General features: G+C 64.3%; 19 protein-coding genes. 2 read left to right on the top strand and 17 right to left on the bottom strand.

Features of this window, described 5'->3' with window-relative positions:
• Positions 1–159 precede the first annotated feature (159 nt).
• From QCE88_RS18320 to QCE88_RS18295, 6 genes are all read right to left on the bottom strand, one after another.
• Positions 160–1,095, bottom strand: a complete 936-nt coding sequence (locus tag QCE88_RS18320) for a hydroxymethylglutaryl-CoA lyase (protein WP_309904685.1) — start codon at positions 1,093–1,095, stop codon at positions 160–162.
• 12 nt (positions 1,096–1,107) lie between these two features.
• Positions 1,108–2,469 (bottom strand): MFS transporter, encoded by a 1,362-nt coding sequence (locus QCE88_RS18315; protein WP_309904683.1) that lies wholly within the window; start codon positions 2,467–2,469, stop codon positions 1,108–1,110.
• Between the two features lie 61 nt (positions 2,470–2,530).
• Positions 2,531–3,343: an enoyl-CoA hydratase-related protein gene (locus tag QCE88_RS18310; protein WP_309904681.1), complete on the bottom strand. Its 813-nt coding sequence runs from the start codon at positions 3,341–3,343 to the stop codon at positions 2,531–2,533.
• Entirely contained in the window at positions 3,340–4,503 is a 1,164-nt protein-coding gene (locus QCE88_RS18305; protein WP_309904678.1) for a CoA transferase, read from the bottom strand. The genes QCE88_RS18310 and QCE88_RS18305 overlap by 4 nt, the downstream gene beginning before the upstream one ends.
• Positions 4,500–6,239 (bottom strand): hydantoinase B/oxoprolinase family protein, encoded by a 1,740-nt coding sequence (locus tag QCE88_RS18300; RefSeq protein WP_309904677.1) that lies wholly within the window; start codon positions 6,237–6,239, stop codon positions 4,500–4,502. The genes QCE88_RS18305 and QCE88_RS18300 overlap by 4 nt, the downstream gene beginning before the upstream one ends.
• Positions 6,240–6,243: 4 nt before the next feature.
• Positions 6,244–8,316, bottom strand: a complete 2,073-nt coding sequence (locus QCE88_RS18295; protein ID WP_309904675.1) for a hydantoinase/oxoprolinase family protein — start codon at positions 8,314–8,316, stop codon at positions 6,244–6,246.
• Positions 8,317–8,503: 187 nt separating this feature from the next.
• On the opposite strand from QCE88_RS18295, the gene QCE88_RS18290 reads away from it, so the two are divergent.
• Together QCE88_RS18290 and QCE88_RS18285 are read left to right on the top strand one after the other, a co-directional pair.
• On the top strand, positions 8,504–9,433 hold the full coding sequence (locus tag QCE88_RS18290) for a LysR family transcriptional regulator (protein ID WP_309904673.1): 930 nt from the start codon (positions 8,504–8,506) through the stop codon (positions 9,431–9,433).
• Between the two features lie 140 nt (positions 9,434–9,573).
• Entirely contained in the window at positions 9,574–10,491 is a 918-nt protein-coding gene (locus QCE88_RS18285; protein WP_309904671.1) for a LysR family transcriptional regulator, read from the top strand.
• Here QCE88_RS18285 and QCE88_RS18280 read toward each other — a convergent pair.
• From QCE88_RS18280 to QCE88_RS18230, 11 genes are all read right to left on the bottom strand, one after another.
• Complete coding sequence (locus tag QCE88_RS18280; RefSeq protein WP_309904669.1) at positions 10,482–11,405, bottom strand: SMP-30/gluconolactonase/LRE family protein; 924 nt, start codon at positions 11,403–11,405, stop codon at positions 10,482–10,484. The genes QCE88_RS18285 and QCE88_RS18280 overlap by 10 nt on opposite strands.
• 15 nt (positions 11,406–11,420) lie before the next feature.
• The gene (locus QCE88_RS18275; RefSeq protein WP_409018189.1) at positions 11,421–12,413 is read right to left on the bottom strand and encodes an ABC transporter substrate-binding protein; all 993 of its coding nucleotides are present in this window, start codon (positions 12,411–12,413) and stop codon (positions 11,421–11,423) included.
• 84 nt (positions 12,414–12,497) lie between these two features.
• Positions 12,498–13,340 carry a fumarylacetoacetate hydrolase family protein gene (locus QCE88_RS18270; RefSeq protein WP_309904665.1) on the bottom strand — a complete coding sequence of 281 codons (843 nt, stop codon included), beginning with the start codon at positions 13,338–13,340 and terminating at the stop codon, positions 12,498–12,500.
• A gap of 22 nt (positions 13,341–13,362) precedes the next feature.
• A complete protein-coding gene (locus QCE88_RS18265; protein WP_309904662.1) occupies positions 13,363–14,118 on the bottom strand; it encodes an SDR family NAD(P)-dependent oxidoreductase in 756 nt (251 codons plus the stop codon).
• 42 nt (positions 14,119–14,160) lie between these two features.
• Positions 14,161–14,967, bottom strand: a complete 807-nt coding sequence (locus QCE88_RS18260; protein ID WP_309904660.1) for an ABC transporter permease — start codon at positions 14,965–14,967, stop codon at positions 14,161–14,163.
• A complete protein-coding gene (locus QCE88_RS18255) occupies positions 14,948–15,754 on the bottom strand; it encodes an ABC transporter ATP-binding protein (protein ID WP_409018161.1) in 807 nt (268 codons plus the stop codon). The genes QCE88_RS18260 and QCE88_RS18255 overlap by 20 nt, the downstream gene beginning before the upstream one ends.
• A gap of 44 nt (positions 15,755–15,798) precedes the next feature.
• Positions 15,799–16,824, bottom strand: a complete 1,026-nt coding sequence (locus QCE88_RS18250; protein ID WP_309904656.1) for an ABC transporter substrate-binding protein — start codon at positions 16,822–16,824, stop codon at positions 15,799–15,801.
• A gap of 103 nt (positions 16,825–16,927) precedes the next feature.
• Entirely contained in the window at positions 16,928–18,007 is a 1,080-nt protein-coding gene (gene leuB / locus QCE88_RS18245) for a 3-isopropylmalate dehydrogenase (RefSeq protein ID WP_309904654.1), read from the bottom strand.
• A 37-nt stretch (positions 18,008–18,044) separates the two neighbouring features.
• The gene (leuD, locus tag QCE88_RS18240) at positions 18,045–18,641 is read right to left on the bottom strand and encodes a 3-isopropylmalate dehydratase small subunit (RefSeq protein WP_309904652.1); all 597 of its coding nucleotides are present in this window, start codon (positions 18,639–18,641) and stop codon (positions 18,045–18,047) included.
• Positions 18,642–18,643: 2 nt separating this feature from the next.
• Positions 18,644–20,074: a 3-isopropylmalate dehydratase large subunit gene (gene leuC / locus QCE88_RS18235; RefSeq protein ID WP_309904650.1), complete on the bottom strand. Its 1,431-nt coding sequence runs from the start codon at positions 20,072–20,074 to the stop codon at positions 18,644–18,646.
• Between the two features lie 321 nt (positions 20,075–20,395).
• Positions 20,396–21,907, bottom strand: a complete 1,512-nt coding sequence (locus tag QCE88_RS18230; RefSeq protein ID WP_309904647.1) for an aldehyde dehydrogenase — start codon at positions 21,905–21,907, stop codon at positions 20,396–20,398.
• Between the last annotated feature and the right edge of the window lie 3 nt (positions 21,908–21,910).

Below are 21,910 nucleotides of genomic sequence, written 5' to 3'. Positions count from 1 at the left end.
ATCAGGACGGGCTCAGACCGTCCGTGAACGCGCTCGGCGCAGCGCCCGTGGCTCCTGCTTTTACGCCACGTGCAACCCGCCCTGCTTTGTCCACCTCTTCAGCGTCGCGAGATGAAACGGCGGCGTGAGCCTCGCGACAGACAGTAATCGCGAGCAAAGTCACGCGGCGACAGTCTCATACTGCACGAAGGTCGCAGGCAATCCTGCCCGGGCGATGGCACCCGTAAACGGCTCGCCCGGCATCCATCCCGCAACCGTCTCGCGGATGGCGAGCAAGCGGCCGATATCGATGCCCGTGGCAATGCCTTGTGCTTCGAGCATGAACACCGTGTCCTCGGTGTTGATGTTGCCCGTGGCATTCGGCGCGAACGGACAACCGCCGAGCCCGCCGAGAGAGGCATCGAAGGCGCGCACGCCTGCATCGAAGGCGGCCATGACATTGGCCAGACCCAGACCGCGCGTATCGTGGAAGTGGCATGCGACCGGCACCGTTCCAGCAAGCGCGAGCACGTCGCGCATGAGCGCCCGCACCTGCGCGGGATGGGCATAACCCACGGTATCGGCGATGGTGATCTCCTGCGCACCCGCTTTGATCAGCCTTTCCACCAGTCCGAGCACGATGCCTTCCTCGACCTTGCCCGCGATCGTGCAGCCGAAAGCGGTCGCCACGCCCGCACCCAGCATGACGTCGTGGTCGAGTTCGTCGCGGGCCGCGGCGATGCGCACGAAGTCATCCACGGACTCGTCCGTACTGCGCCGCACGTTCTTGAGGTTGTGCGCGTTGCTCGCGGACAAGACGTAATGCACCCGGCGCATGCCCACCTCGAATGCACGCTGGGCGCCCTTGAGATTGGGCACCAGCGCCGCGGCATGAAGTCCCTCGATGGCAAGCGCGCCCGTTGCGACCTCCGCCGCGTCGGCGAATTGCGGCACGATTCTGGGGGGCACAAAGGACGTCACTTCGATATCGGTCACGCCCGCCTCCACCAGACGTGCGCACCAGCCGAGCTTCTGCTCGGTGCTGAGAATCGTGCTCACCATCTGCAAGCCGTCGCGCAAGCCCACTTCGCGAATGTTCACTTCCCGTTGCTTCATGTTTCCTCCTGTTCAGATGGTCGCGTCCGCGACGACCTCGCTGCCGTCTTCCGCACGCCCGGCGGCGGGCGCGACGGTCGAGGTTGACGGCGCGAGCACGACTGCGGCGATGGCGCCCAGCACCATCAGCACCGCGATCGCGCCGAGACCGCCCGCCATGCTGTGGGTCACGGTCTTGATCGAGCCGATGATCATCGGGCTGACGAAGCCTCCCAGCAAACCGATGCAGTTGATCATCGCAACGCCGCCTGCCGCGCCGCTGCCGCGGATGTAATCGGTCGAAATCGCCCAGATCAGCGGATTCGGCGCGAGGATGCCCGCCGTCGCGACGGACAGCGCCACCAGCGACAGCGCCAGGTTGCCTGTCGTGAACGCCGCCACCACCAGACCGGCCGCGCCGCATACCATCGCGAAGGCGCAGTGCCAGCGCCGTTCCATCGTGCGGTCCGAATGACGGTTCAACGTGATCAGCGCGATCCAGCTCACGAAATACGGGATCGCCGAATAGCAGCCGATCTGCAATGCGCCTGACACGCCCGCGCTCTTGATGAGCGTCGGCAGCCAGAAGCCGATCGCGAACACGCCGGCAATCTGCGTAAACCACACGAAGCCCATCACGTAGACGCGAAAGTCCCTGAGCGCGCGGCCGAACGTGTGCTCCGCGTGCTTGCTCGAGACGCTCGAACTCTTGCGGATGTCGTCGAGCACCAGAGCCTTTTCGCTCTCGGTGAGCCACTTCGCCTGCTGCGGGCCGTCATCGAGAAAAAAGAACGCGATCACTCCGAGCACGGTCGCGGGCAGGCCTTGCACGATGAACATCCATTGCCAGCCATACAGGCCGAACGAACCATTGAAGTAGGTCATCAGCGCGCCCGACAGCGGTCCGCCAAACAGGCCCGCAATGCCCGTCGCGCAGGTGAAGATGGCGATGACCTTGGCGCGCCGTTCAACCGGATACCAGCGCGTGAGGTAGAAGATGACGCCGGGATACAGCCCCGCTTCCGCGAGCCCGAGGAAGAAGCGCACCGTGTAGAGATGCGAAGGCAGCGTAACGAACGCCGTGGCCGCTGCAATCAGGCCCCACAGGATCATGATGCGCGAGAACGTGCGCTTCACGCCGATGCGCGCAAGCAGCAGATTGCTCGGGACTTCCATCAGCACATAGCCCAGGAAGAAGATCCCCGCGCCGATGCTGTACGTGAGATCGCTGAAGCCCACGTCGTGCTTCATGTCGAGCTGCGCGATGCCGATGTTGATGCGGTCGAGAAATGCGAATACGTAGCACAGGAACAGGAACGGGATGAGCCTGCGCGTGATCTTGCCGTAGGTGGCTTCGGCCAATGGCCGGTCGAAGCTGCCGATGTCGGGTGTCATGTCTGTCTCCTCCGGTGAGACCGGGTTGTGTCTGGGCCGTGGTGAAGTTATGGTCTGGCGTCTAGCGGCCTTTGAATTGCGGTACGCGCTTCTCGTTGTAGGCGCTGATGCCTTCGAGGCGATCCTCGGTCGGAATCAGCCGGTTGTACGCCTCGATCTCCAGATACAAGCCAGTGCGCAAGTCGCCTTGCATGCCGAGGTCGATCGCCTTCTTTGCCTGCGCGACCGACAGCGGCGCGCTGCTGCAGATGTCGCGCGCCGCGTCGATGGCGTCGGCAAGCACGCGCCCCGGCTCGCTCAGCCGGTTCACCACGCCCCACGCGAGCGCTTCCTGCGCGGTGAACTTTGCGCCGCGCAGAATCAGCTCCTTCGCGCGCCGGGTGCCGATGGTGCGCGGCAGTTGCTGCGTGCCGCCGCCGCCCGGCATGATGCCGCGCTTGACTTCGGTGAAGCCGAACACCGCGTGGCTGGCCGCATAGGCGAAGTCGCACGCGAGCAGCAGTTCCAGTCCGCCCGCGACCGCCGCGCCGTTCGCCGCGCAGATGATCGGCAGCGGGCAGTAGGTGATCGCGCGGTTCATGCGCTCGAAGAGGTAGTGCTGCACGCCGAATTGCTCATCCGACATGCCCTCGCGCTGTTTCAGGTCCGCGCCGCCGCAGAACGCCCGCTCGCCCGCGCCCGTCAGGATCACGCAGCGATAGAGCGCCGGTGCGGCTTCCAGTGCGCCGAACACCCGGATGATTTCCTCGCCCATCGTCGTGCTGATCGCATTCGAGACGTCCGGGCGATTCAGCTTGACGACGAGGATCTGTTCGTCGATTTCTTCGAGCGTCAGCGTGTCGAGCGCGCCCACTTCCTTCGATGCAAGTTTCAAGATGTCTCCAATGGCGCTCTCGCCAGCAGATGATTGTGTTCGCCAAGCTTCGGCGTGACGCCCGTATGCGCAGGCCGCGCGCCGCCGAAGGAGATCGGTACGCCGACCACCGTGGCCGCACCGTCGTCGGTGGTGCGCAACAGATCGAGCGCCTTGGTCTGCTCGTGTTCGACGACCTGATCGATGGTCTGGATGGGTCCGCACGGAATGCCGGCCTGGTCGAGCGCATCGAGCCAATACGCCGTTCCCTGCCTGCCGAACTCGACGTGCAGCAGATCGATCAGCTCGACCCGGTTGCCGACGCGCGCACCGTTGGTCATGAAGCGCTCGTCGTCGGCCAGCGCGGGGACCGAAAGCACGTCGCACAGGCGCCGGAACAGCCGGTCATTGCCTGCGGCGACCATGAGAGTGCCATCCGCGCAAGCGAAGGCCTGATGCGGCACGATGGCCGCCGTTCCGGAGCCCCACCGCCCCGGCAGCACGCCCGAGGCGAGATAGTCGGCGATCTGGATCCCCGCCCAGCTGATGGCGGTTTCGTACAGCGACACGGACACCACCTCGCCCGCCCCCGTGGCCTGCCGCCGGAACAAGGCAGCAAGCACGCCGATCGCCGCCCACAGCCCGGTGCCCATATCGTTCACCGACACCGGAATGCGCGACAGCGGCTCGCCCGGCTGGCCGAGGAAGCTCATCAAGCCGGACAGCGCCTGGACAAGCGGGTCATAACCGGGCTTGTCGCGCAATGGTCCTGTCGTACCGAACGCGCCCAGGTTGCAATACACCAGCGACGGCTTCATGCGCAGCATGTCCTCGCCGCCGAGACCGTATTTCTCCGTGCCCCCGGCCTTCAGGTTCTGCAGCACGACATCGGCGCGGCGCTGGATCAGCTCGCGCAACGCCCGCGCTTCATCGGGATTCGACAGTGACATCGCGATGCTCTGCTTGCCGTGATTCACCGCATGAAACAGGGCCGCCGCGCCATCGACGAAGGGCGGACCCCAGTCGCGCGCATAGTCGCCGTGCCCGGCACTCTCGATCTTGATGACGTCCGCACCCAGCGAACCGAGGATCATGCCCGCATACGGCGCGGCGAGACTATGCCCGATCTCGATCGCGCACACGCCCGCGAGCGGCAACGAGGGCTTCATGGTTTCGCTCATGCCTGTTCGACCGTCGCCTCGTGCGGTGCATGGGCGCGCGCCTCCTCCCGGCCGTAGAGCCGCGCCGCCGCTTCCGCGCTGATGTAGTCATCGGCGATGTCGGCGTCGATACGCGCTTGCTCGCGTTCGCGCGGATCGCCGTAGCCGCCGCTGCCCGCGGGTTGCACCGTGACGCGATCGCCGCGATACACGACCGTCTGCCCGCCCTTCGCCGCGACCGGATGCTCGCTGCCGTCGGCCCGCTCGACGATGCATTGAAACCGTGTGCCGGCCTGACCGCCGAAATGGCCTTCCGGCGCCGAACGTCCGCGTTCGCCGGAGACGGTAAAGGTGGCTTCGTCATACTCGACCCGATACACGCGCCGCGACGTCAGCCCGCCGCGCCGGCGGCCCGCGCCGCCGCTGTCGGTGACGAGCGACCATGCCTCGACCAGCAGAGGCGAACTCGCTTCGATCATCTCGATCGACTGGCTGCCCGCGTTGCCCACGTAGACGCGTACGCCGCTCACGCCGTCCTTGCCGGCACGCGCGCCCATGCCGCCTGCGTGGACGTCGTGCATGGTCACGAACTCCTGGCCGGTGCGGGCGATGCGTGCCGCATCAGTATCGCGGCCGCTGAAGATGCCCGCGCACGATGCACAGTTGCTCTGTCCGGTGATGCGCTCCGGCACCGCCGGCGCAAGCGCCTTCAGCAGCAGGTCGATCACGCGCGGCGAGGTCTCCGTGTTGCCCGATACCACCGAGGCCGGATAGCGGCAGTTCAGCACGCTGCCCTCGGGCGCGATGATCGTGACCGGCCGATAGCAACCCTGGTTGATCGGAATGCCGGGATCCGTCAGCGCCTTGACGGTGAACCACGTGCTGTTGCACGTCACCGACAGCGGGCAATTGATGCCGCCGCGAACCTGCGCGCCGGTGCCGCTGTAGTCGAAGGTGATCTGATCGCCCGTCTTGGTGATCTTCACCTTGAGCAGCGGGCGCTCCTGCTTCCAGCCTGGCGCCTCGATCGGATCGAGATACTCTTGCGCTTCGTAAATGCCGTCGGGAATGCGTGCGATCTCCGCGCGTATCAGCTTCTCCGAATGATCGAGGCTCTGGCTCATCACGTCGCGCAACGCGTCGGCGCCATACTTCGCCACCAGCTCGCCGATCCGGCGATCGCCCACGAAGGTCCCCGCGTATTGCGCCTGAATGTCAAGCCGCAACTCGTGCGCATTGCGGCTGTTGCGGGTCAGCAGATTGAGGATGTCCTGCACCGGCTCGTCGTTCCGATAGAGAAACACCGGCGGGATGCGGATGCCCTCGGCGAATACGTCCCACGTCGTGACCGTATAGCTGCCCGGCGACTGTCCGCCGATGTCGGTCCAGTGGCCGCGCGTCATCACGAAGGCGACGATCTTGCCGGCCGCGAACACGGGCCGCGTGAACTGCACGTCCGGCTGATGATTGCCGCCGCCCACGTAAGCGTCATTGCTGACGATGACATCGCCGGGACGCAGGTTCTCGCGGCCCACCGCTTCCACCGACACGCGTGTGGAGATGACGGCCGAGCCGAGCATCGTCGGTATGTCGTTGCCCTGGGCAACCAGTTGCATGTCGGCGTCGAAGATAGCCGCCGACGAATCGCCGCTCGCGTGCATGAGCGGACTGCCGGCGGTGCGCATCATCGCGATCTTCATTTCGCGCGCGACCGCAAAGAGACTGCTGCGGATGATTTCGTAAGTAACGATGTCCATGGACTCAGGCTGCCAGTGCGTTGGTTTCGTTGGATTCGGGAAGTTCGATGACGAGGTTGAGGTCGGGATCGACGCGGGCGACATGCGACGCCTTGAGCACGGCACAACTGCTGTGCTCTTCGATCACCGCCGGCCCTTCGATCGTCGCGCCGACCGGGATCGCCGTGCGCGCGAATACCGGCAAGGTGCGCAGGCCGCCATCGACATACACTTCCCGCGTGCCCGTGGGCTGCGGCAGTGCGCCGTCAGCGCGGTTCGTGACGCCGCCTCGCCAGCCCGTCGTCGTGACCAGCTGAAGCCGGACGTTGGCGATGACCACCGGCTTGTCCTGGCTGATGAAGTTCCATTGCCGCTGATGCGCGTCCTCGAAGGCGCGCGCGAGCGCTTCGCGAATCCCCGCTGCCGCACCCTGCACTTCGACGGTGATGACGTCGGGTTGGCCCGCATAGCGGCAATCGGCGAGGCGTACGACTGACACTTCGTGGGCCTCCACGCCATGGCGTCGCAGTTCCTCCATGCCTTGCGCAGTCAGTTCGTCGAGCGCGGTGTGCAGGGCGGCGTCGTCGATCATCGCGAGATCATGTTCGAGCGGGCGTTGATAGTCGTATTGCTGGTCGGCGACCGTCATGCCGAAGGCACTGAAGAGGCCCGGCAGCGGTGGAATCACCACGCGCCGGATCCCCATTTCATGCGCGAGGTCGACCGCGTGAACCGGGCCCGCGCCGCCGTAACAGATGTACGAGAACTCGCGCGGATCGTAGCCGCGCTCCACCGTCATGATGCGGATGGCCTGCGCCATCAACGCGTTGGCGACCGAGCGCACCACTTGCGCCGCTTCCGGAACGGACACGCCGAGCGGTCGCGCGATCACCTCATCGACAACTGTCCACGCCGCCTGCGCATCGAGCTTGAATTCGCCGCCGAGGAAGCTGTCGGGATCGATATAGCCGAGCACCAGATTGCAATCCGTCACGGTGGGACGAGTGCCGCCGCGGCCGTAGCAGGCCGGGCCGGGATCCGCTCCCGCGCTTTCCGGCCCGATGCGCACGCCCCCGCCTGCATCGATCCATACGATCGAACCGCCGCCCGCGCCCACCGAATCGATGTCGATGCTCGGCGAGCGCACCGTGTAGGTGTGCAGCAGGCTCTTGTTGCGCAACTCCGGCCGGAAGTCGCGGATCAAGGATACATCGAAGGTCGTGCCGCCCATGTCGCCGAGAATCGCGTTTTTCAGGGCGCTTTTCTCGCAGTTGCGGATGGCCGCGGACACGCCGCCCGCCGGACCCGATTCGAGCAGGACGATGGGTTTGTCCGCGACCATCGCCGGGCTCGCGAGACCGCCGTTCGACTGCATGAACAGGAACTTGCCCGCGAAGCCATGCTGCGCCAGCGCGCTGATGAGCCGCCCGATATAGCGTCCGCACACGGGTCCGAGCATCGCGTTGATGACCGTTGAACTGGTGCGCTCATATTCCATCGCTTCCGGATTGACTTCGTGCGATGCGCAAATGAAATGGTCCGGCAGCAGACGGCGCAGCGTAGCAACGGCCTCGCGTTCGTGTTGCGGATTCACGTGCGCATGCAGGAAGCACACCGCGACGGCTTCGATATCCGACTCGCGAATCTGCGCGGCGAGCGCCTCGAGTTGCGCCTGATCGAGCGGCGTCTCGACGCGTCCGTCATGGCGCAGACGTTCGGCGACTTCGAGCCGCCAGCGGCGCTCGACCAGCGGACGCGGATTGTCGAACAGCAGGTCATATAAATCGGCCCGGTCATGCCGCGATACGCGTCTGAGTTCCAGGATGTCGCGGAAGCCCTGCGTGGTGATGAGTGCCGTCTTCGCGCCCGTGCCCTCGACGACCATGTTGGTCGCCATCGTGGTGCCGTGACCGAGGAACGCGACCTCCGCGCTGTCGGCGCCCGACAATTGCAGGATCTTGTCGAAGCCGGCAATCGTGCCGATCACGCGGTCTCTGGGTGTCGTGGGCACCTTGGTCGACCAGATGCGTCCTGTGTCATCGTCCACCATGACGACGTCCGTGAACGTGCCGCCGACGTCGATACCGATTCTTTTCAATTTGCCTCTCTCCAGGTAATGGGGTGCTCTTCTGATCTGCTTGCTCATACCGCCTGTGTTTTGGCATGATCGAGCGCGCCGCCATGAGCGCGCGCGCTGAAGAACATTGACAAGCCCAGTGTAGAGAGACATCGACGCGGCCAGATAATGAAACCTTCGGATCAGGTGAGACGATGGAGTTATATCCGTGATAACCAGTATCGACGCGATATTGAGGCGCCTGCGCGGCAATCATGTCGCGCTGTTGATTGCGCTCGACGACCACGGTTCGCTGCGCAAGGCAGCGCACCAGGTTTCGCTGTCGCAGCCCGCGACGACCAAGTCCCTGCGCGAAATCGAGGCCATGTTCGGCGCCGGGCTGTTCGCTCGTTCGCCGCGCGGTATCGTGCCGAACGAACTGGGCCGCTGCGTGATTCGTCACGCGCGCGCAGTGCGCTCCGAGATAGGCGCATTGCGCGATGAACTCGCCGCCATCCTGCGCGGCGGCGGCGGCACCCTGGCGATCGGCGCGGTGATGGGATCGATGCCGGAGTGGCTCACGCCCATTCTGCGATCCATGCGCGAAGTCCAGCCGGACATCTCGGTAGAGGTGTGGGAGGACAACAGTTCGCGGCTGTTGTCGATGCTCGACCAGCGCGTGCTCGATGCCGTCATCGGTCGGCCGAGCATCAGCGTGCATCCCGACGCTTACGACTTTCTTCCGCTCGAAATAGAGGAAGTGTGCTTCGTGGTCGACGGCGGAGATGCCCTCGCGCGCGCGAAGAAAGTGAAGCTGGCCGAGCTCGCCGGCAACCCGTGGATCGTGCCGCAAGCCGCCTTGCCGATGCGCTCGCTCCTCGAGCAATTGTTCGACGATGCGGGCGTGCCGTTCCCGCGCTACGCGATCGAGACGTCGTCGACATTCGCCACGCTGTCGTTGCTGCGTTCGGGGCCCGGGACCATTGCGCTCATGCCGCTCAAGGTCGCACAGTACTTCGAGGAACACGGCATGATGGCGGTGCTGCCGATCAAGGTGGAGCGGCGTGGCGCACCCTATGGCATTGCCACGCGACGCGGAGCGACCTTGACGCAGCCGGTTCAGCGGTTCATCGAATTGTGCATGGCGAAGAAGGCCTAGCCGGTCCTGTTCATGCGGGGTCCGGCCTCCCCGGCTTTCCGTCCGGGCGATGACCGCCAATTGACTTGCGGCTGACTCCGTGGCTATCCTCGCTTCATATGAAAGCATCGCGACCATAGATCGCGTTCCCGGAGACACCGTTGCGTTTCGACCTTCAATCGCTGAAGCTTTTCGTCGCCGTCTGCGAGCACGGCAGCATTGCACGTGCAGCGGAATTCGAGAACATTGCGGCGTCGGCGCTCAGCAAACGCATGTCGCAACTCGAGGACATCCTTAAAACAGCCTTGTTCGTGCGCAGCAACAAGGGGCTGGAACTGACGGTCGCGGCCGCCGCGCTGCTGCAACATGCCCGCACGCTTCTGCTCGACATCCAGCACATGGAGAGCGAACTGCTCGACCATGCGGAAGGCGTGCGCGGCCAGATCCGGCTGCATGCCAGCCTCTCGACCATCGTTCAATACATCGCCAAGGATATCCGCGTCTTTCTGGACCAGCATCCGGGCCTGCGCATCGACCTGCAAGAGAGCCTGAGTCCGGCGGTCGTGCGCGCCGTGTCCGAAAACACGGCCGACATCGGCGTGTTCGGGGGTACCACCGTCGCTGCCGGACTACAGGTTCATCCCTATCGAAGCGACCGGCTGGTGGTCATCATGCCGCCCGATCATCCGCTGAGCCGCGCCGGCCGCGTCAAGTTCCGCGAGGTGGCTCAATACCCGCTCGTCGGGCCCCAGGAAGGAAGCTATCTGAATTCGCTGGTGTTGCGCGCAGCGGCCGATCTCGATCATCCGCTCAAGCTGTCGATTCGCGTCAACGGCTTCGAGCCGGTGCGCAGCATGGTTGAAGCGCGCCTGGGCGTGGGCCTCGTGCCCGAGCATCACGCCGAACGCTATGTCAGCTCGGCGCCACTGGTGGCCGTGCGGCTGGACGAACCCTGGGCCGAGCGGCACTGGAAAATCTGCGTGCGCGAGGCCGAATCCCTTCCCGCACCCGTGCAACTTTTTCTGACGCACTTGCTCGCGAGCGCGCAGCAGCAGCAGCAGGCCGGCCATCATGAATAGGCAAGCTTCAACCCGGCTTGCGGCCACGACAGCGTACCCAGTCGCCCGGTGCCGGACATCGTGACATAGGCTGTCTTCATATCGGGGCCGCCGAAACAGATGTTCGTCACCATCCCGTCCGGCACCATGACTTGCCGTATCACCTCGCCGGACGGAGCGACCACGGTGATGCAACCCGTGACGAGCGTCGCCACGCAGATGTTTCCTTCCCCATCCACCGCCAGGCTATCGAAGCGCTGGTAGCCGGGCAGCCCGCACACCAGACGTCCGCCATGCGGCGATGGATAGGGATGCTTGCGTGCCCTGCCCGGTTCCTCCAGATCGAAGGCCCACAAGCGCGCCGTTTCGGTTTCCGCGACATAGACGACGCGGTCATCCGGCGAGAGTCCCACGCCGTTCGCGGTCGTCAGCGGATAGGCGACTTCGACGATCGCCGACCCGTCGGCGCGCGCATAGTACAAGCCTGCATGATCGCGATCGCGCAGCCGGTTCTTGCCGAAATCGGAGAAGTAAAAACCGCCCGCGTGATCGAACACGATGTCGTTGGGCCCGCACAGCGGGTGATCGCCACAGCGGTCGTAGAGCGTGGTGAGCGAGCCGGTACGCGGGTCGAAGCGTTCGATCCGGCCGCTCGTATAGCTCGGATGGATGCCGGCGCGGGTACGGTTCAGACCGGCAACGGTACGAAACAGAAAGCCTCCGTTGTTGCAGACGTAGAAGGCACCATCCGGCCCGACGGCCAGACCGTTCGGCCCGCCACCTGTGTGCGCGAGCACGCTCACTGTACCGTCGGCCGATACGCGGCTGATGGTCTCGCGCTCGATCTCGACCAGCACGACCGATCCGTCGGGCATCGCAACCGGTCCTTCCGGAAACATCAGGCCTTCTGCCAGGATGCGGATCTCGCTCTCCATGCTCTTCTTCTCCGTTCAGCGCTTGCCGGCGTTCTCGACGAAACGATTGTCGTACGTCGCCTTGAGGTCGATCGGGGCCCGGCCGATGTCCGGATCGAAGGCGGTCAGTACATCGTGGACCGTGCGCGCTGCAGCGTCCGTCATCAGGCCGTCCCGCGAAATGCAGCTTTGCATGTTGGCATAGGCCTGCGCGAACACTTCCTTGTCGGCGAGCGCATATTGCGGCGGGACTGCGGCGGCGACCTGCTCCGGCGTGGCCTGCGCCATCCAGCGCTCAGCTTCGAGAATGGCATTCGTGACGGCCTGGACCGTGTTCGGATACTTGACCAGAAAATCCCGGGTCGTGTAAATGGCGGCTTCCGGATAGTCGCCGCCCAGGGTGGCGCGCGTGCCGGCCGGGTCCCGCATCACGGCAAGCGGGAACAGGTCGCCACTGCCCTGCAGAACGGTGGCGACGGGGTCGTTGCTCATCAAGGCATCGATCTGTCCGCTGCGCGCGGCGGCAATGGCGCCAGCGGACGAGCCCACGCCGATGATCGACACGTCGCCCGGCTTGACACCGGACTTGCTCAGCAAGTAGTTCACGCCCATGTGGAAACTCGAGCCAGGCGAACTCACGCCGATGCGCATGCCCTTGAGGTCAGCATACGATTTGACCTTGCCGTGGCTTGCGCGCGTCGTGCCAAAGACCCAACCGGGACATGAGGCCAGCGTCACGAAGGACACCAGCTTCTGCCCTTTGGCCGCCATGGTGATCGTATTGGAGTACGCCCCGGCCACGATGTCGGCGCTTCCGCCCAGCAAGGCCTGCAAAGCTTTCGCGCCGCCGCTGAACACGCCGATCTCGACATCCAGGCCGGCTCGTTTGAAGTATCCCCGGCTGTCCGCAATCACGAACGGCAAGTAAGGAAAGCCGACGCCTGCCGCAGCCAGATGAAGCCTGGGCTTCTCCGGAACAGGCGCGGTACTGGCGGCCCATGCATTCGAGACGAACGCCCAGGCGGCCATGCCGATGAGAACTTGACGACGAAGCGCTGTCACAGCGGCTCTTCTCCCTTGAATACCCGTGGTGGACCGATGGCCTGAAGCGTTTCAGCCCTGTACGACGTTCTGACGCTGCTGGCCGAGCCCTTCGATGCCGAGCGTCACGACATCGCCTTGCTTCAGATACACCGGTGGCTTTTGCCCCAAGCCGACGCCAGGCGGCGTTCCTGTCGAGATGATGTCGCCGGGTTGCAGCGACACGAACTGCGACAGGTAAGACACGAGGTAACGCACGCCATACACCATGGTGGCCGTACTGCCGTTCTGATAGCGATGACCATTGACCTCGAGCCACATCGGCAACGACTGCGGGTCGGGGACTTCGTCCGCGGTCACGAGCCATGGACCGGTCGGGCCGAAGGTATCGGCCGATTTACCCTTGGTCCATTGCCCTTGACGCTCGGCCTGGAACGCACGCTCGGACACATCGTTGATGACGCAGTAGCCCGCGACATGGTTCATGGCATCTGCTTCACTGACGTACTTGGCGGTCTTGCCGATCACCACGCCCAACTCCACTTCCCAGTCTGTCTTCAACGCATTGCGCGGAATCTCGATCGTGTCGTCCGGGCCGACGATCGCGCTGGTCGCCTTCATGAAGATGATGGGTTCCGGCGGGACCGTCGCGCCGGTTTCCGCCGCGTGATCCGAGTAGTTCAAACCGATGCAGATGAACTTGCCCGTTCCGCTCACGCAGGCGCCCAATCGCGGCGTGCCTGCCACGCGCGGCAGCGACGCGACATCCAATGCCCGCAGCCGCAACAGGCTGTCGGGTAGCAGAACATCGCCCGCAATATCGGCAACATGCTGCGACAAGTCTCGAATGCTTCCCTCGGCATCGAGGAGGCCTGGCTTCTCCTGGCCCGGCAAACCGTAACGCAACAGCTTCATGGTTGATTGCTCGCTTCAATGTTCAATAGGTGGCGCGTCCGCCCGAGAGGTCGAAGACTGCTCCGGTGGTGAAGGAATTCTCCTCGCTGACAAGCCAGGCAATCATGGCTGCGGCTTCATTGAGTTCGAGGAAACGGCCACGCGGGATCTTCCCCAACATGTACTCGATATGCTCCGGCGCCTGCTCCATCGCGCCCGGCGTGCGCGCGACGGCAGGCGTGACGCAGTTCACCGCGATGTCGTGACGCGCCAGTTCCTTGCCCAGCGATTTGGTCATGGCGATGACCGCTGCCTTGGCCGAGCTATAGGCCGCGGCATTCGGATTGCCTTCCTTTCCGGCGACCGACGCAAGATTGACGATGCGCCCATAGTTCTGGCGGATCATCTCCGGCACCACGGCGCGGCAGCAATGAAACGTCCCGTTGACGTCGATATCCATCACCTGTTTCCAGACATCGACCGGATAGTCGATCAAGGGCGCGTTCGGGCCGACAATGGCCGCGTTGTTGACAAGAATATCGATGCGCCCCACGCGATCGAGCGTGCTCGCGACAGCCGCCTGAACGTTCGCATGGTCGGCGATATCGACGCGTTCAACATGGACGTCGTAGTCCGCCAGTTGCGCACGAGCCTGCTCGATGCCGGCAGGGTTCACATCCCATATCACCAGCCTGGCGCCCGATTCGAGCAGCCTGCGGCCCACTTCCAGACCAATGCCTTGCGCGCCGCCGGTCACGACCGCTACACGGTCCGTCAGATTGATTTGATTCGTCTGCAATTGAATTCCCCAAGGTTGAAACGGCGCTTGCGTTGACGCCGCTCAGGCGCTTGCGGCAACGGTTTGCCCGGCGACAGGCCGCCAGCGCAGCAGATAGGCTTCGATCATCGATACCGCCGTATCGAGCACCAGCGCGAACACCGTCAGCACCAGAATGCCGGCGATGACCGAGTTGATATCGAACACGCCTTCGGCCAGCAGGATCAGATAACCGACGCCTTTCTCGGAACCGAGATATTCACCCACCACGCTGCCGACAAACGCGATGCCGATGGCGTTATGCAAGCTCGAAAACACCCAGCTCGTCGCCGACGGCAAATACACGTGCCTCATCAATTGACGCGAGTTCGCGCCCAGCATCCGGCTATTGGACAAGACGGTCGGACTCACTTCGCGCACCCCTTGAAACACATTGAAGAAGACCACGAAGAAGACCAGCGTCACGCCCAGCGCGACCTTCGACCAGATCCCCAGGCCGAACCAGAGCGCGAAGATCGGCGCGAAGATCAAACGCGGCATCGAGTTCATTGCCTTGATGAACGGATCGCACACCACGGCGAGAAACGGGCTGAGTGCAAGCCAAAGACCGCAGCCCAGTCCCAGAACCGTGCCGATGGCAAATGCCAGCAAGGTCTCGAGCAAGGTCGTGTACAAGTGACGGAACACGGAACCCGTCACGAACCATTCCACGATTCGCCGCGCCACGCCCACCGGATCGCCGAAGAAGAATGTCGACAGCCACTTCTGGTCGGTACCGAGCCACCACAGGAACAGGACGCCGAAGAGGATCGCCAGCCGGGTCACCAGGACGGTGAAGCGATTGTCTGGATTAAACTCGATTGCGCGCATAGCTTTTCAGGACCTCGCCTCGAAGCACGTCCCAGATCTGGGTGTGCAGTTGAAGGAAACGCTGCGTCATCCGGATCTCCGACATTTCCCGCGGCCGCTCGAGGTCGATCTCGAACTCGGCAATCGGTCGTGTACCCGGTCCCGCCGACAGCACGATGACCCGGTCGGATAGCGAGATCGCTTCCTCCAGATCGTGAGTCACGAACATGACGGACTTGCGGTCGTTCGACCAGAGGCGCAGCAGCTCGTTTTCCATCAGGTGGCGGGTCTGGATATCGAGCGCGCTGAACGGCTCGTCCATCAGGATGATGCGGGGATCGAGCGCCAGCGCCTGTGCGAGTCCGGCGCGCTTGCGCATCCCGCCGGACATCTGGTGCGGGTACTTCTTCCCGTGCCCATGCAGGCCCACGCGTTCGAGCCAACCGCGGGCGACATTCAGGGCTTTGTCACGCGGCATGCCGCGAAAGATCAGTCCGATGGCGATGTTGTCTTCGGCCGTCTTCCACGGCATGAGCGCGTCGACCTGGAACAGATAGGCCGCCTCGGTGTTCAGCCCGTGCGTGAGCTTCTTGCCGAACACGCTCAGACTGCCCGACGAGGGCCGGGTAAGGCCGGCGGCCACATTCAGCAAGGTGGATTTGCCGCACCCGGTAGGGCCGACGATGGACACGAACTCGCCGTCGCCGATCGTCAGGTTGCCCTCGGAGACCGCGGTGTAGGTCTGCGCCTTCTTGCCGTTGCCCGCGAAGGTGCAGGTGACATTGTCGAAGCGCAGCGCTTCACGCACCGGCGCGCGTCCGCTTTGCAGCGGGATGCTGTACGCTGCGGTGCTCACGGCTGAACCTCCGCGGCCTTCTTCACGAAGCGGTTGTCATAGGTCGTGGCGAGATCGATCTTGGCTGCTGCCACCGCCGGGTCGAAGGCGGCCAGCACCTGATGCACGGTCTCCGCGCCCTTCGGGGTGATCTCACCGTTCTGCGCGATGCAACGGCGGCTGTTCGTGAAGGCTTCGGCATACAGCGCCTTGTTGTCGCCCAGGTATTGCGGCGGAACGTTCTCAGCCACTTGCTGCGGCGTAGCCTTGGCGATCCACTTCTCCGCCCGCACGATCGCATTGGCGACTGCCTGCACCGTCCTGGGATTCTTGTCGATGAAGTCCTTCGTCGCGAACACGCTCGACTCCGGATAGTCCGAGCCGAATACCTTCACGTTGCCGTCGGCCGTGCGCATGTTCTCGAGCGGTCTCATGCTGCCGTCCTTCGTCAGGATCGTCGCGCTCGGGTCGTTGACGATCAGTGCATCGATCTGGCCCGCCTGCATCGCCGCGACCGCGCCGGCCGCCTGTCCGACGCCGATGATCGATACGTCGGAGGGCTGCAGCCCCGCCTTGTGCAAGATGTAGTTCACGGCCATATGCGTGCTGGAACCCGGCGCGCTCACGCCGATGCGCATGCCCTTCAAATCCTTGGGCGACTTGACATCGGCCTGATGCTTCTGCGAGACACCGAAGATCCAGCCCGGGCAGATGACCTGCGCGGCCACCACGACCAGATGTTGCCCCTTCGTGGCCATGGTGATCGTGTTCGAATAAGCGCCCGCCACCATGTCGGAGCTGCCTCCCAGCAAGGCTTCGAGCGTCTTCGAGCCGCCGGAGAACGCGGCGATCGTGACGTCCAGCCCTTCGTCCTTGAAGTAACCGCGCTGCTTGGCGACGAGCATGGGGAGATACGTGATGCCCGTGGACGCCGCAGCAATGTGCAATTCCGGTTTTTCCGGCGCGTCCTTGGCCACGGCCGCAGGCGATGCACAGGCGATTTCCAGCGCGGCGAACAAGGCAACGGCAAGCTTCAGCTTCATGGTTGTCTCCTCCCTTTCCGGGAATGTGGGTACGAACGACTGCCTGGGAAGGACCGGCATCACGCGCCCGCCAGGTGCAAGCGATGCCGGCCAGCCCTCGGCGTCATCCGCCCTGAACGACGTCTTTTCGCAATGCTTCCACCACCGCGTCGCCCATGTCCCGGGTGCCGACGCGTCGAGTCCCTTCCTGCTGGATGTCCGCAGTGCGATAGCCCGCGGACAGCACCGCGCGCACCGCTTGTTCGACGCGCCCGGCAGCGTCGTCCATCTCGAAGCTTTCGCGCAGCATCATCGCAAGCGACAAGATGGCGGCGAGGGGATTGGCGACATCCTTGCCCGCGATGTCCGGCGCCGAGCCGTGTACCGGTTCGTATAGCCCTTTGCGGCCATGGCCAAGCGAAGCCGAGGGCAGCATGCCGATCGATCCCGTCAACATGGCCGCGGCGTCCGACAGAATATCGCCGAACAGATTGCCTGTAACGATCACGTCGAACGCCTTGGGCCGGCGCATCAGCATCATGGCCGCCGCGTCCACGAAGAGATGGCTCAGTTCGACATCCGGATAGTCGCGCCCGACGCGTGTGACCGTTTCGCGCCACACCTGGCTTGCCTCCAGCACGTTGGCCTTGTCCACCGAACAGAGCTTGCGGTGACGACGACGCGCAGCCCCAAAGGCCGCATGCGCAACGCGCTCCACTTCCGATTCCGAATAGCGCATCGTATTGAAACCCACCCGCTCGCCGGCAGCGTTCGTTTCGAAACCGCGCGGTTGACCGAAGTAGGCGTCGCCGTTCAATTCACGCACGATCACGATATCCAGCCCGTCCACCACCTCCGGCCGCAGCGTCGATGCACCGATCAGCTCGGGAAACATATAGGCCGGACGGAAGTTCGCATACAAGGTGAGCGCTTCACGCAGTTGCAGCAGGCCGGTTCCAGGGCGACGATCACGGGGAATCCCGGCCTCGTCGGCCACCCCGACCGCGCCGAACAGAATGGCGTCGGCCTTGCGCGCCAGGTCGAGCGTGCTTGGCGGAAGCGGCACGCCGTGCGCCTGAATCCCGGCCTCGCCGACGGGCGCCTCCTGAAGCTCGGCGTGCGGCGCCACGACCTTCAACACCTTGAGCGCCTGTGCGACGACTTCCGGACCGATACCATCACCGGGCATGACTGCAATCTTCATCTGAACTCCTCCAGCGTTGTTTGGGAAAGTCGCGCCTTCAGAACGCGTCGGCACGGCTGCGTTCGAATGCATCGATACGGTCTTGATGGGACAGCGTGAAATCGATCTCGTCCATGCCCTGCAGCAGACACGCCTTGGCGAAGGGCTCCAGCTCGAATCCATGCGCGGCGCCATCGGGCAAGGTCACGGTCTGTGCAGGCACATCGATTGAAATGCGGCGAGCGGGTTCGCCGGAGAGGCTCTCGAGCAGAGGAAGGACGATCTGTTCCGGCAGCACGATCGGAAGCAGCCCGTTCTTCAGGCAGTTGATAAAAAAGATATCGCCGAAGCTCGGCGCAATGACCGCCCGAATGCCGTAGTCATACAAGGCCCAGACCGCATGCTCACGCGATGAACCGCAACCGAAGTTGTGATTCGCAACGAGGATGCGCGCTTCGTGAAACGACGACTGGTTCAGCACGAATTCAGGTCGAGTCGTGCCATCCGGGCGGAAGCGGTGTTCACGAAACAGGAACTGGCCGAAATCGTCGGAGCGCGGTTTTTGCAGGAATCGCGCGGGCAGAATCTGATCGGTATCGCAATTGATGGCGACGATCGGCGCGGCGAGCGCGTCGAAGTGAATCAGGCTTTCCATCTTCATGCTCCCAGAAGGCGGCGCACATCGATCAGACTCCCCGTGACGGCGGCAGCGGCCGCCATCGCCGGACTCATCAAATGCGTGCGGACCCCCGGGCCCTGACGCCCCACGAAATTCCGGTTCGAGGTCGACGCGCAGCGCTGCCCGGGCGCGGCAATGTCGCCGTTGGTCGCCAGACACATTGAACAGCCGGGGAAACGCCACTGGAAGCCGGCTTCCTTGAACAGGCGGTCGAGTCCTTCCGCTTCGGCTTGCGCCCGCACCTCATGCGAACCCGGCACCACCCAGGCCTCGACGCCCGATGCAACGTGGCGGCCGCGCGCCACCTCCGCCGCGCTGCGCAGATCCTCGATGCGCCCGTTCGTGCACGAGCCGATGAAGACCCTGTCGATCGCCACGCCCTCCAGCGCTGCATGCGGCGGCAGGCCCATGTAATCGAGCGCCTTCGACATGGCCGCGCGTAAATCCGGGTCGGGCTGCAACGCGGGATCGGGGGCGCGTCCGTCGATGCCGCATGCATATTCAGGCGTGGTGCCCCAGGTCACCATGGGGGCGATGCCGGCCACGTCGAGATGCACTTCGCGGTCGAAGGTTGCGTCGGCGTCGGTGACGAGGGTTCGCCACTGCTGCACCGCGCGATCCCACTGATCGCCCGTCGGCGCGTAGGGACGCCCGGCGAGGTACGCGAAGGTCGTCTCATCCGGCGCGATCATGCCTGCGCGTCCGCCCGCTTCGATCGTCATGTTGCAGAGCGTCAAGCGGCCTTCCATCGACAGCCCGGCGATCGCGGACCCCGTGTACTCGATGACGTGACCCACGGCGCCCGCCACGCCGATTCGCGCGATCACGGCGAGAATCAGGTCCTTGGCGGATACGCCCGGACCCGGCATGCCATCCAGGGTGACGCGCATGTTGCTCGATTTGCGCTGCCACAGGCACTGCGTCGCGAGCACGTGGGTCACCTCCGTCGCGCCGATGCCGAACGCGAGCGCGCCCAGCGCTCCGTGGGTCGAGGTGTGGCTGTCGGCGCAGACGACGGTCATGCCCGGCAAGCTCAAGCCCTGCTCGGGCCCGACCACGTGGACGATGCCGCGGCGGGGATCGTCCACGTTGAACAGCGTAATGCTGGATTCGGCGGCGTCACGCTGCAAGGCCTGGATCATGGCGCGCCGCTCCGGGTCGGCTACCGCGGAGATGTCGTTGGCGACGCTCGACACGTAGTGGTCCGCCGTGCCGAAGATGCGTTCAGGCGAGCGTGGCTTGAGTCCGCGCTGACGCAACAGGTCGAAGGACTGCGCGGTGACGTCGTGGATGAAATGCCGGTCGATGAACAACAGGTCCTGCCCGTCGTCGCGCGACATGACGCGGTGACTGTCCCAGATCTTGTCGTAGAGCGTGCGCGGACCACCCGCTGCCGATTCGAGTTGCATGGCTTCGTCTCACTCCGTCAATGCGCCGTTCGCGAAGGCGTGCCTTCGTGCAGCGATCAAAATAGTGAGAGCATCATGCGCCAGACGTACCGCGTTGTACGTGCTTTTTCGGAAAGGCACCATCGTCAAGCGCGATGCTGGAAGCAGCAGCGCGGGGTCTTCATCACAGCCCGCCAGGCAAGAAGTCGCATGACAGGCCGCGGTGGATGTCGGCATCCAGGCACGCAGAGCCGCTGTACCGGTCTCCGACGAGTGCTGCACGGGCGGCACGTCCGGCTGAAGGGACGACGCGCGTTGCCGCCCGGCGGCTGCGCAGGAGGATCAGTTGAGGCGCTTCAACTCGCCATCGTCCGCGTACCAGTCCACTGTCTTGCCGCTCGTATTGACCGTGACGGCGCGCGGCTCGCTGAACTGGTCGAAAGATTCGATGCCGGTCTCGCGCCCGACGCCGCTGTTCTTGAAGCCGCCCCAGGGCGACGCCGGATCGAGCCGGTGATGGTCGTTCACCCACACCATGCCGAACTCCAGCTTCGACGCCACGCGATGCGCCCGCGCCACGTCCTGCGTCCACACGGATGCCGCGAGGCCGAACTGCGTGGCGTTGGCAATGCGGAGGGCGTCGGCTTCATCGTCGAACGGCATCACGACGGTGACCGGTCCGAACACCTCTTCCTGTCCGATCTCCGATTCGGGCGTCACGTCGTAGATCACGGTCGGCTCGATGAAGTAGCCCGAGCCCAGATCCTGCGGCACGCCGCCGCCAGCAAGAACCTTGGCGCCCGACTGCGTTGCCCGTTCCAGCATGGCGAGAATGCGTTGACGCGAGCGCTCTGAAATCACCGGGCCGAGCTGGGTCTTCGCATCGGTCGGATCGCCGACGCGAATACGCGCAGCCTTCGCCCGGAAGCGTTCGAGGAATTCGGCGTACATCGATCTCTGCACCAGAATCCGCGCGCCGCACACGCACGTCTGCCCCGCGCCGATGAAGGCCGCGAAAGCCGCGCCATTCACCGCGCGTTCCATGTCGAAGTCATCGAACAGAATCACCGCGCCCTTGCCACCGAGTTCGAGCGTGGTCAGCGCGAAATTGCGTGCGGCCGCTTCACCGATCGAACGCCCCACTTCCGTGCCGCCCGTGAACACGACCTTGCGAATCAGCGGATGGCTTGCGAGCGCTGCGCCTGCTTCGCGCCCTTCCCCATTGATCACATTGACGACGCCCTTCGGGACACCGGCCTCGTCGAGCAGGCGTACCAGACGCACGGTTGTCAACGGCGTCTGTTCCGATGCCTTGATGACGACGCTATTCCCCGTCGCGAGCGCGGGGGCGAGACTCTTCGACAGAATCATCAGCGGATGATTGAACGACGTCATCAGCGCGACCACGCCGAGCGGCACGCGTTGCGTATAGCAGAGATACGGGCCTTCGATCGGAATCACATCGCTGCGACGCGTGAGCGCCAGCGCCGCGAAGTAGCGATAGAACTGCGGCAAGCGCGAAATCTGCGCACGCGTCTCGGAGATCGGCCGGCCGTTGTTGAGCGTCTCCAGTTTGTAGAACTGTTCGAGGTCAGCTTCGAACAGATCGGCGAAGCGATTCAGGATGCGTGCGCGCTGCTGGATCGGCATGTCGCGCCATGCGCCGGCATCGAAGGCGCGGTGACCGGCCTGCACGGCGCGATCCACGTCGCCCGCCGTCGCGGCGGCCAACGCGCCGATCACGCCGCCCGTTGCGGGATTGACGATATCCATCGTGCGGCCGGTTTCGGCATCGGTCCATGCGCCGTCGATGAAAAGCTGCGCGTCGAGATGATCGAGATTCACTGTGTCCATGCG

The sequence above is a fragment of the Caballeronia sp. LZ035 genome (assembly GCF_031451175.1).
Lineage (GTDB): Bacteria > Pseudomonadota > Gammaproteobacteria > Burkholderiales > Burkholderiaceae > Caballeronia.
This window is presented reverse-complemented; position numbering and strand designations above follow the sequence as displayed.

Bases quoted from the DNA above. Each gene is read 5' to 3' on its own strand.
- leuC (WP_309904650.1), bottom strand. From the start codon at position 20,074: ATGCAACTCGAATCGGCAGCGGGTGGTCCGCGCACGCTCTACGACAAG.
- QCE88_RS18305 (WP_309904678.1), bottom strand. From the start codon at position 4,503: ATGAGCGAAACCATGAAGCCCTCGTTGCCGCTCGCGGGCGTGTGCGCG.
- QCE88_RS18250 (WP_309904656.1), bottom strand. From the start codon at position 16,824: ATGAAGCTGAAGCTTGCCGTTGCCTTGTTCGCCGCGCTGGAAATCGCC.
- QCE88_RS18300 (WP_309904677.1), bottom strand. From the start codon at position 6,239: ATGGACATCGTTACTTACGAAATCATCCGCAGCAGTCTCTTTGCGGTC.
- QCE88_RS18275 (WP_409018189.1), bottom strand. From the start codon at position 12,413: ATGGCCGCCTGGGCGTTCGTCTCGAATGCATGGGCCGCCAGTACCGCG.
- QCE88_RS18315 (WP_309904683.1), bottom strand. From the start codon at position 2,469: ATGACACCCGACATCGGCAGCTTCGACCGGCCATTGGCCGAAGCCACC.
- QCE88_RS18270 (WP_309904665.1), bottom strand. From the start codon at position 13,340: ATGAAGCTGTTGCGTTACGGTTTGCCGGGCCAGGAGAAGCCAGGCCTC.
- leuB (WP_309904654.1), bottom strand. From the start codon at position 18,007: ATGAAGATTGCAGTCATGCCCGGTGATGGTATCGGTCCGGAAGTCGTC.
- QCE88_RS18230 (WP_309904647.1), bottom strand. From the start codon at position 21,907: ATGGACACAGTGAATCTCGATCATCTCGACGCGCAGCTTTTCATCGAC.
- QCE88_RS18280 (WP_309904669.1), bottom strand. From the start codon at position 11,405: ATGGAGAGCGAGATCCGCATCCTGGCAGAAGGCCTGATGTTTCCGGAA.
- QCE88_RS18260 (WP_309904660.1), bottom strand. From the start codon at position 14,967: ATGCGCGCAATCGAGTTTAATCCAGACAATCGCTTCACCGTCCTGGTG.
- leuD (WP_309904652.1), bottom strand. From the start codon at position 18,641: ATGGAAAGCCTGATTCACTTCGACGCGCTCGCCGCGCCGATCGTCGCC.
- QCE88_RS18320 (WP_309904685.1), bottom strand. From the start codon at position 1,095: ATGAAGCAACGGGAAGTGAACATTCGCGAAGTGGGCTTGCGCGACGGC.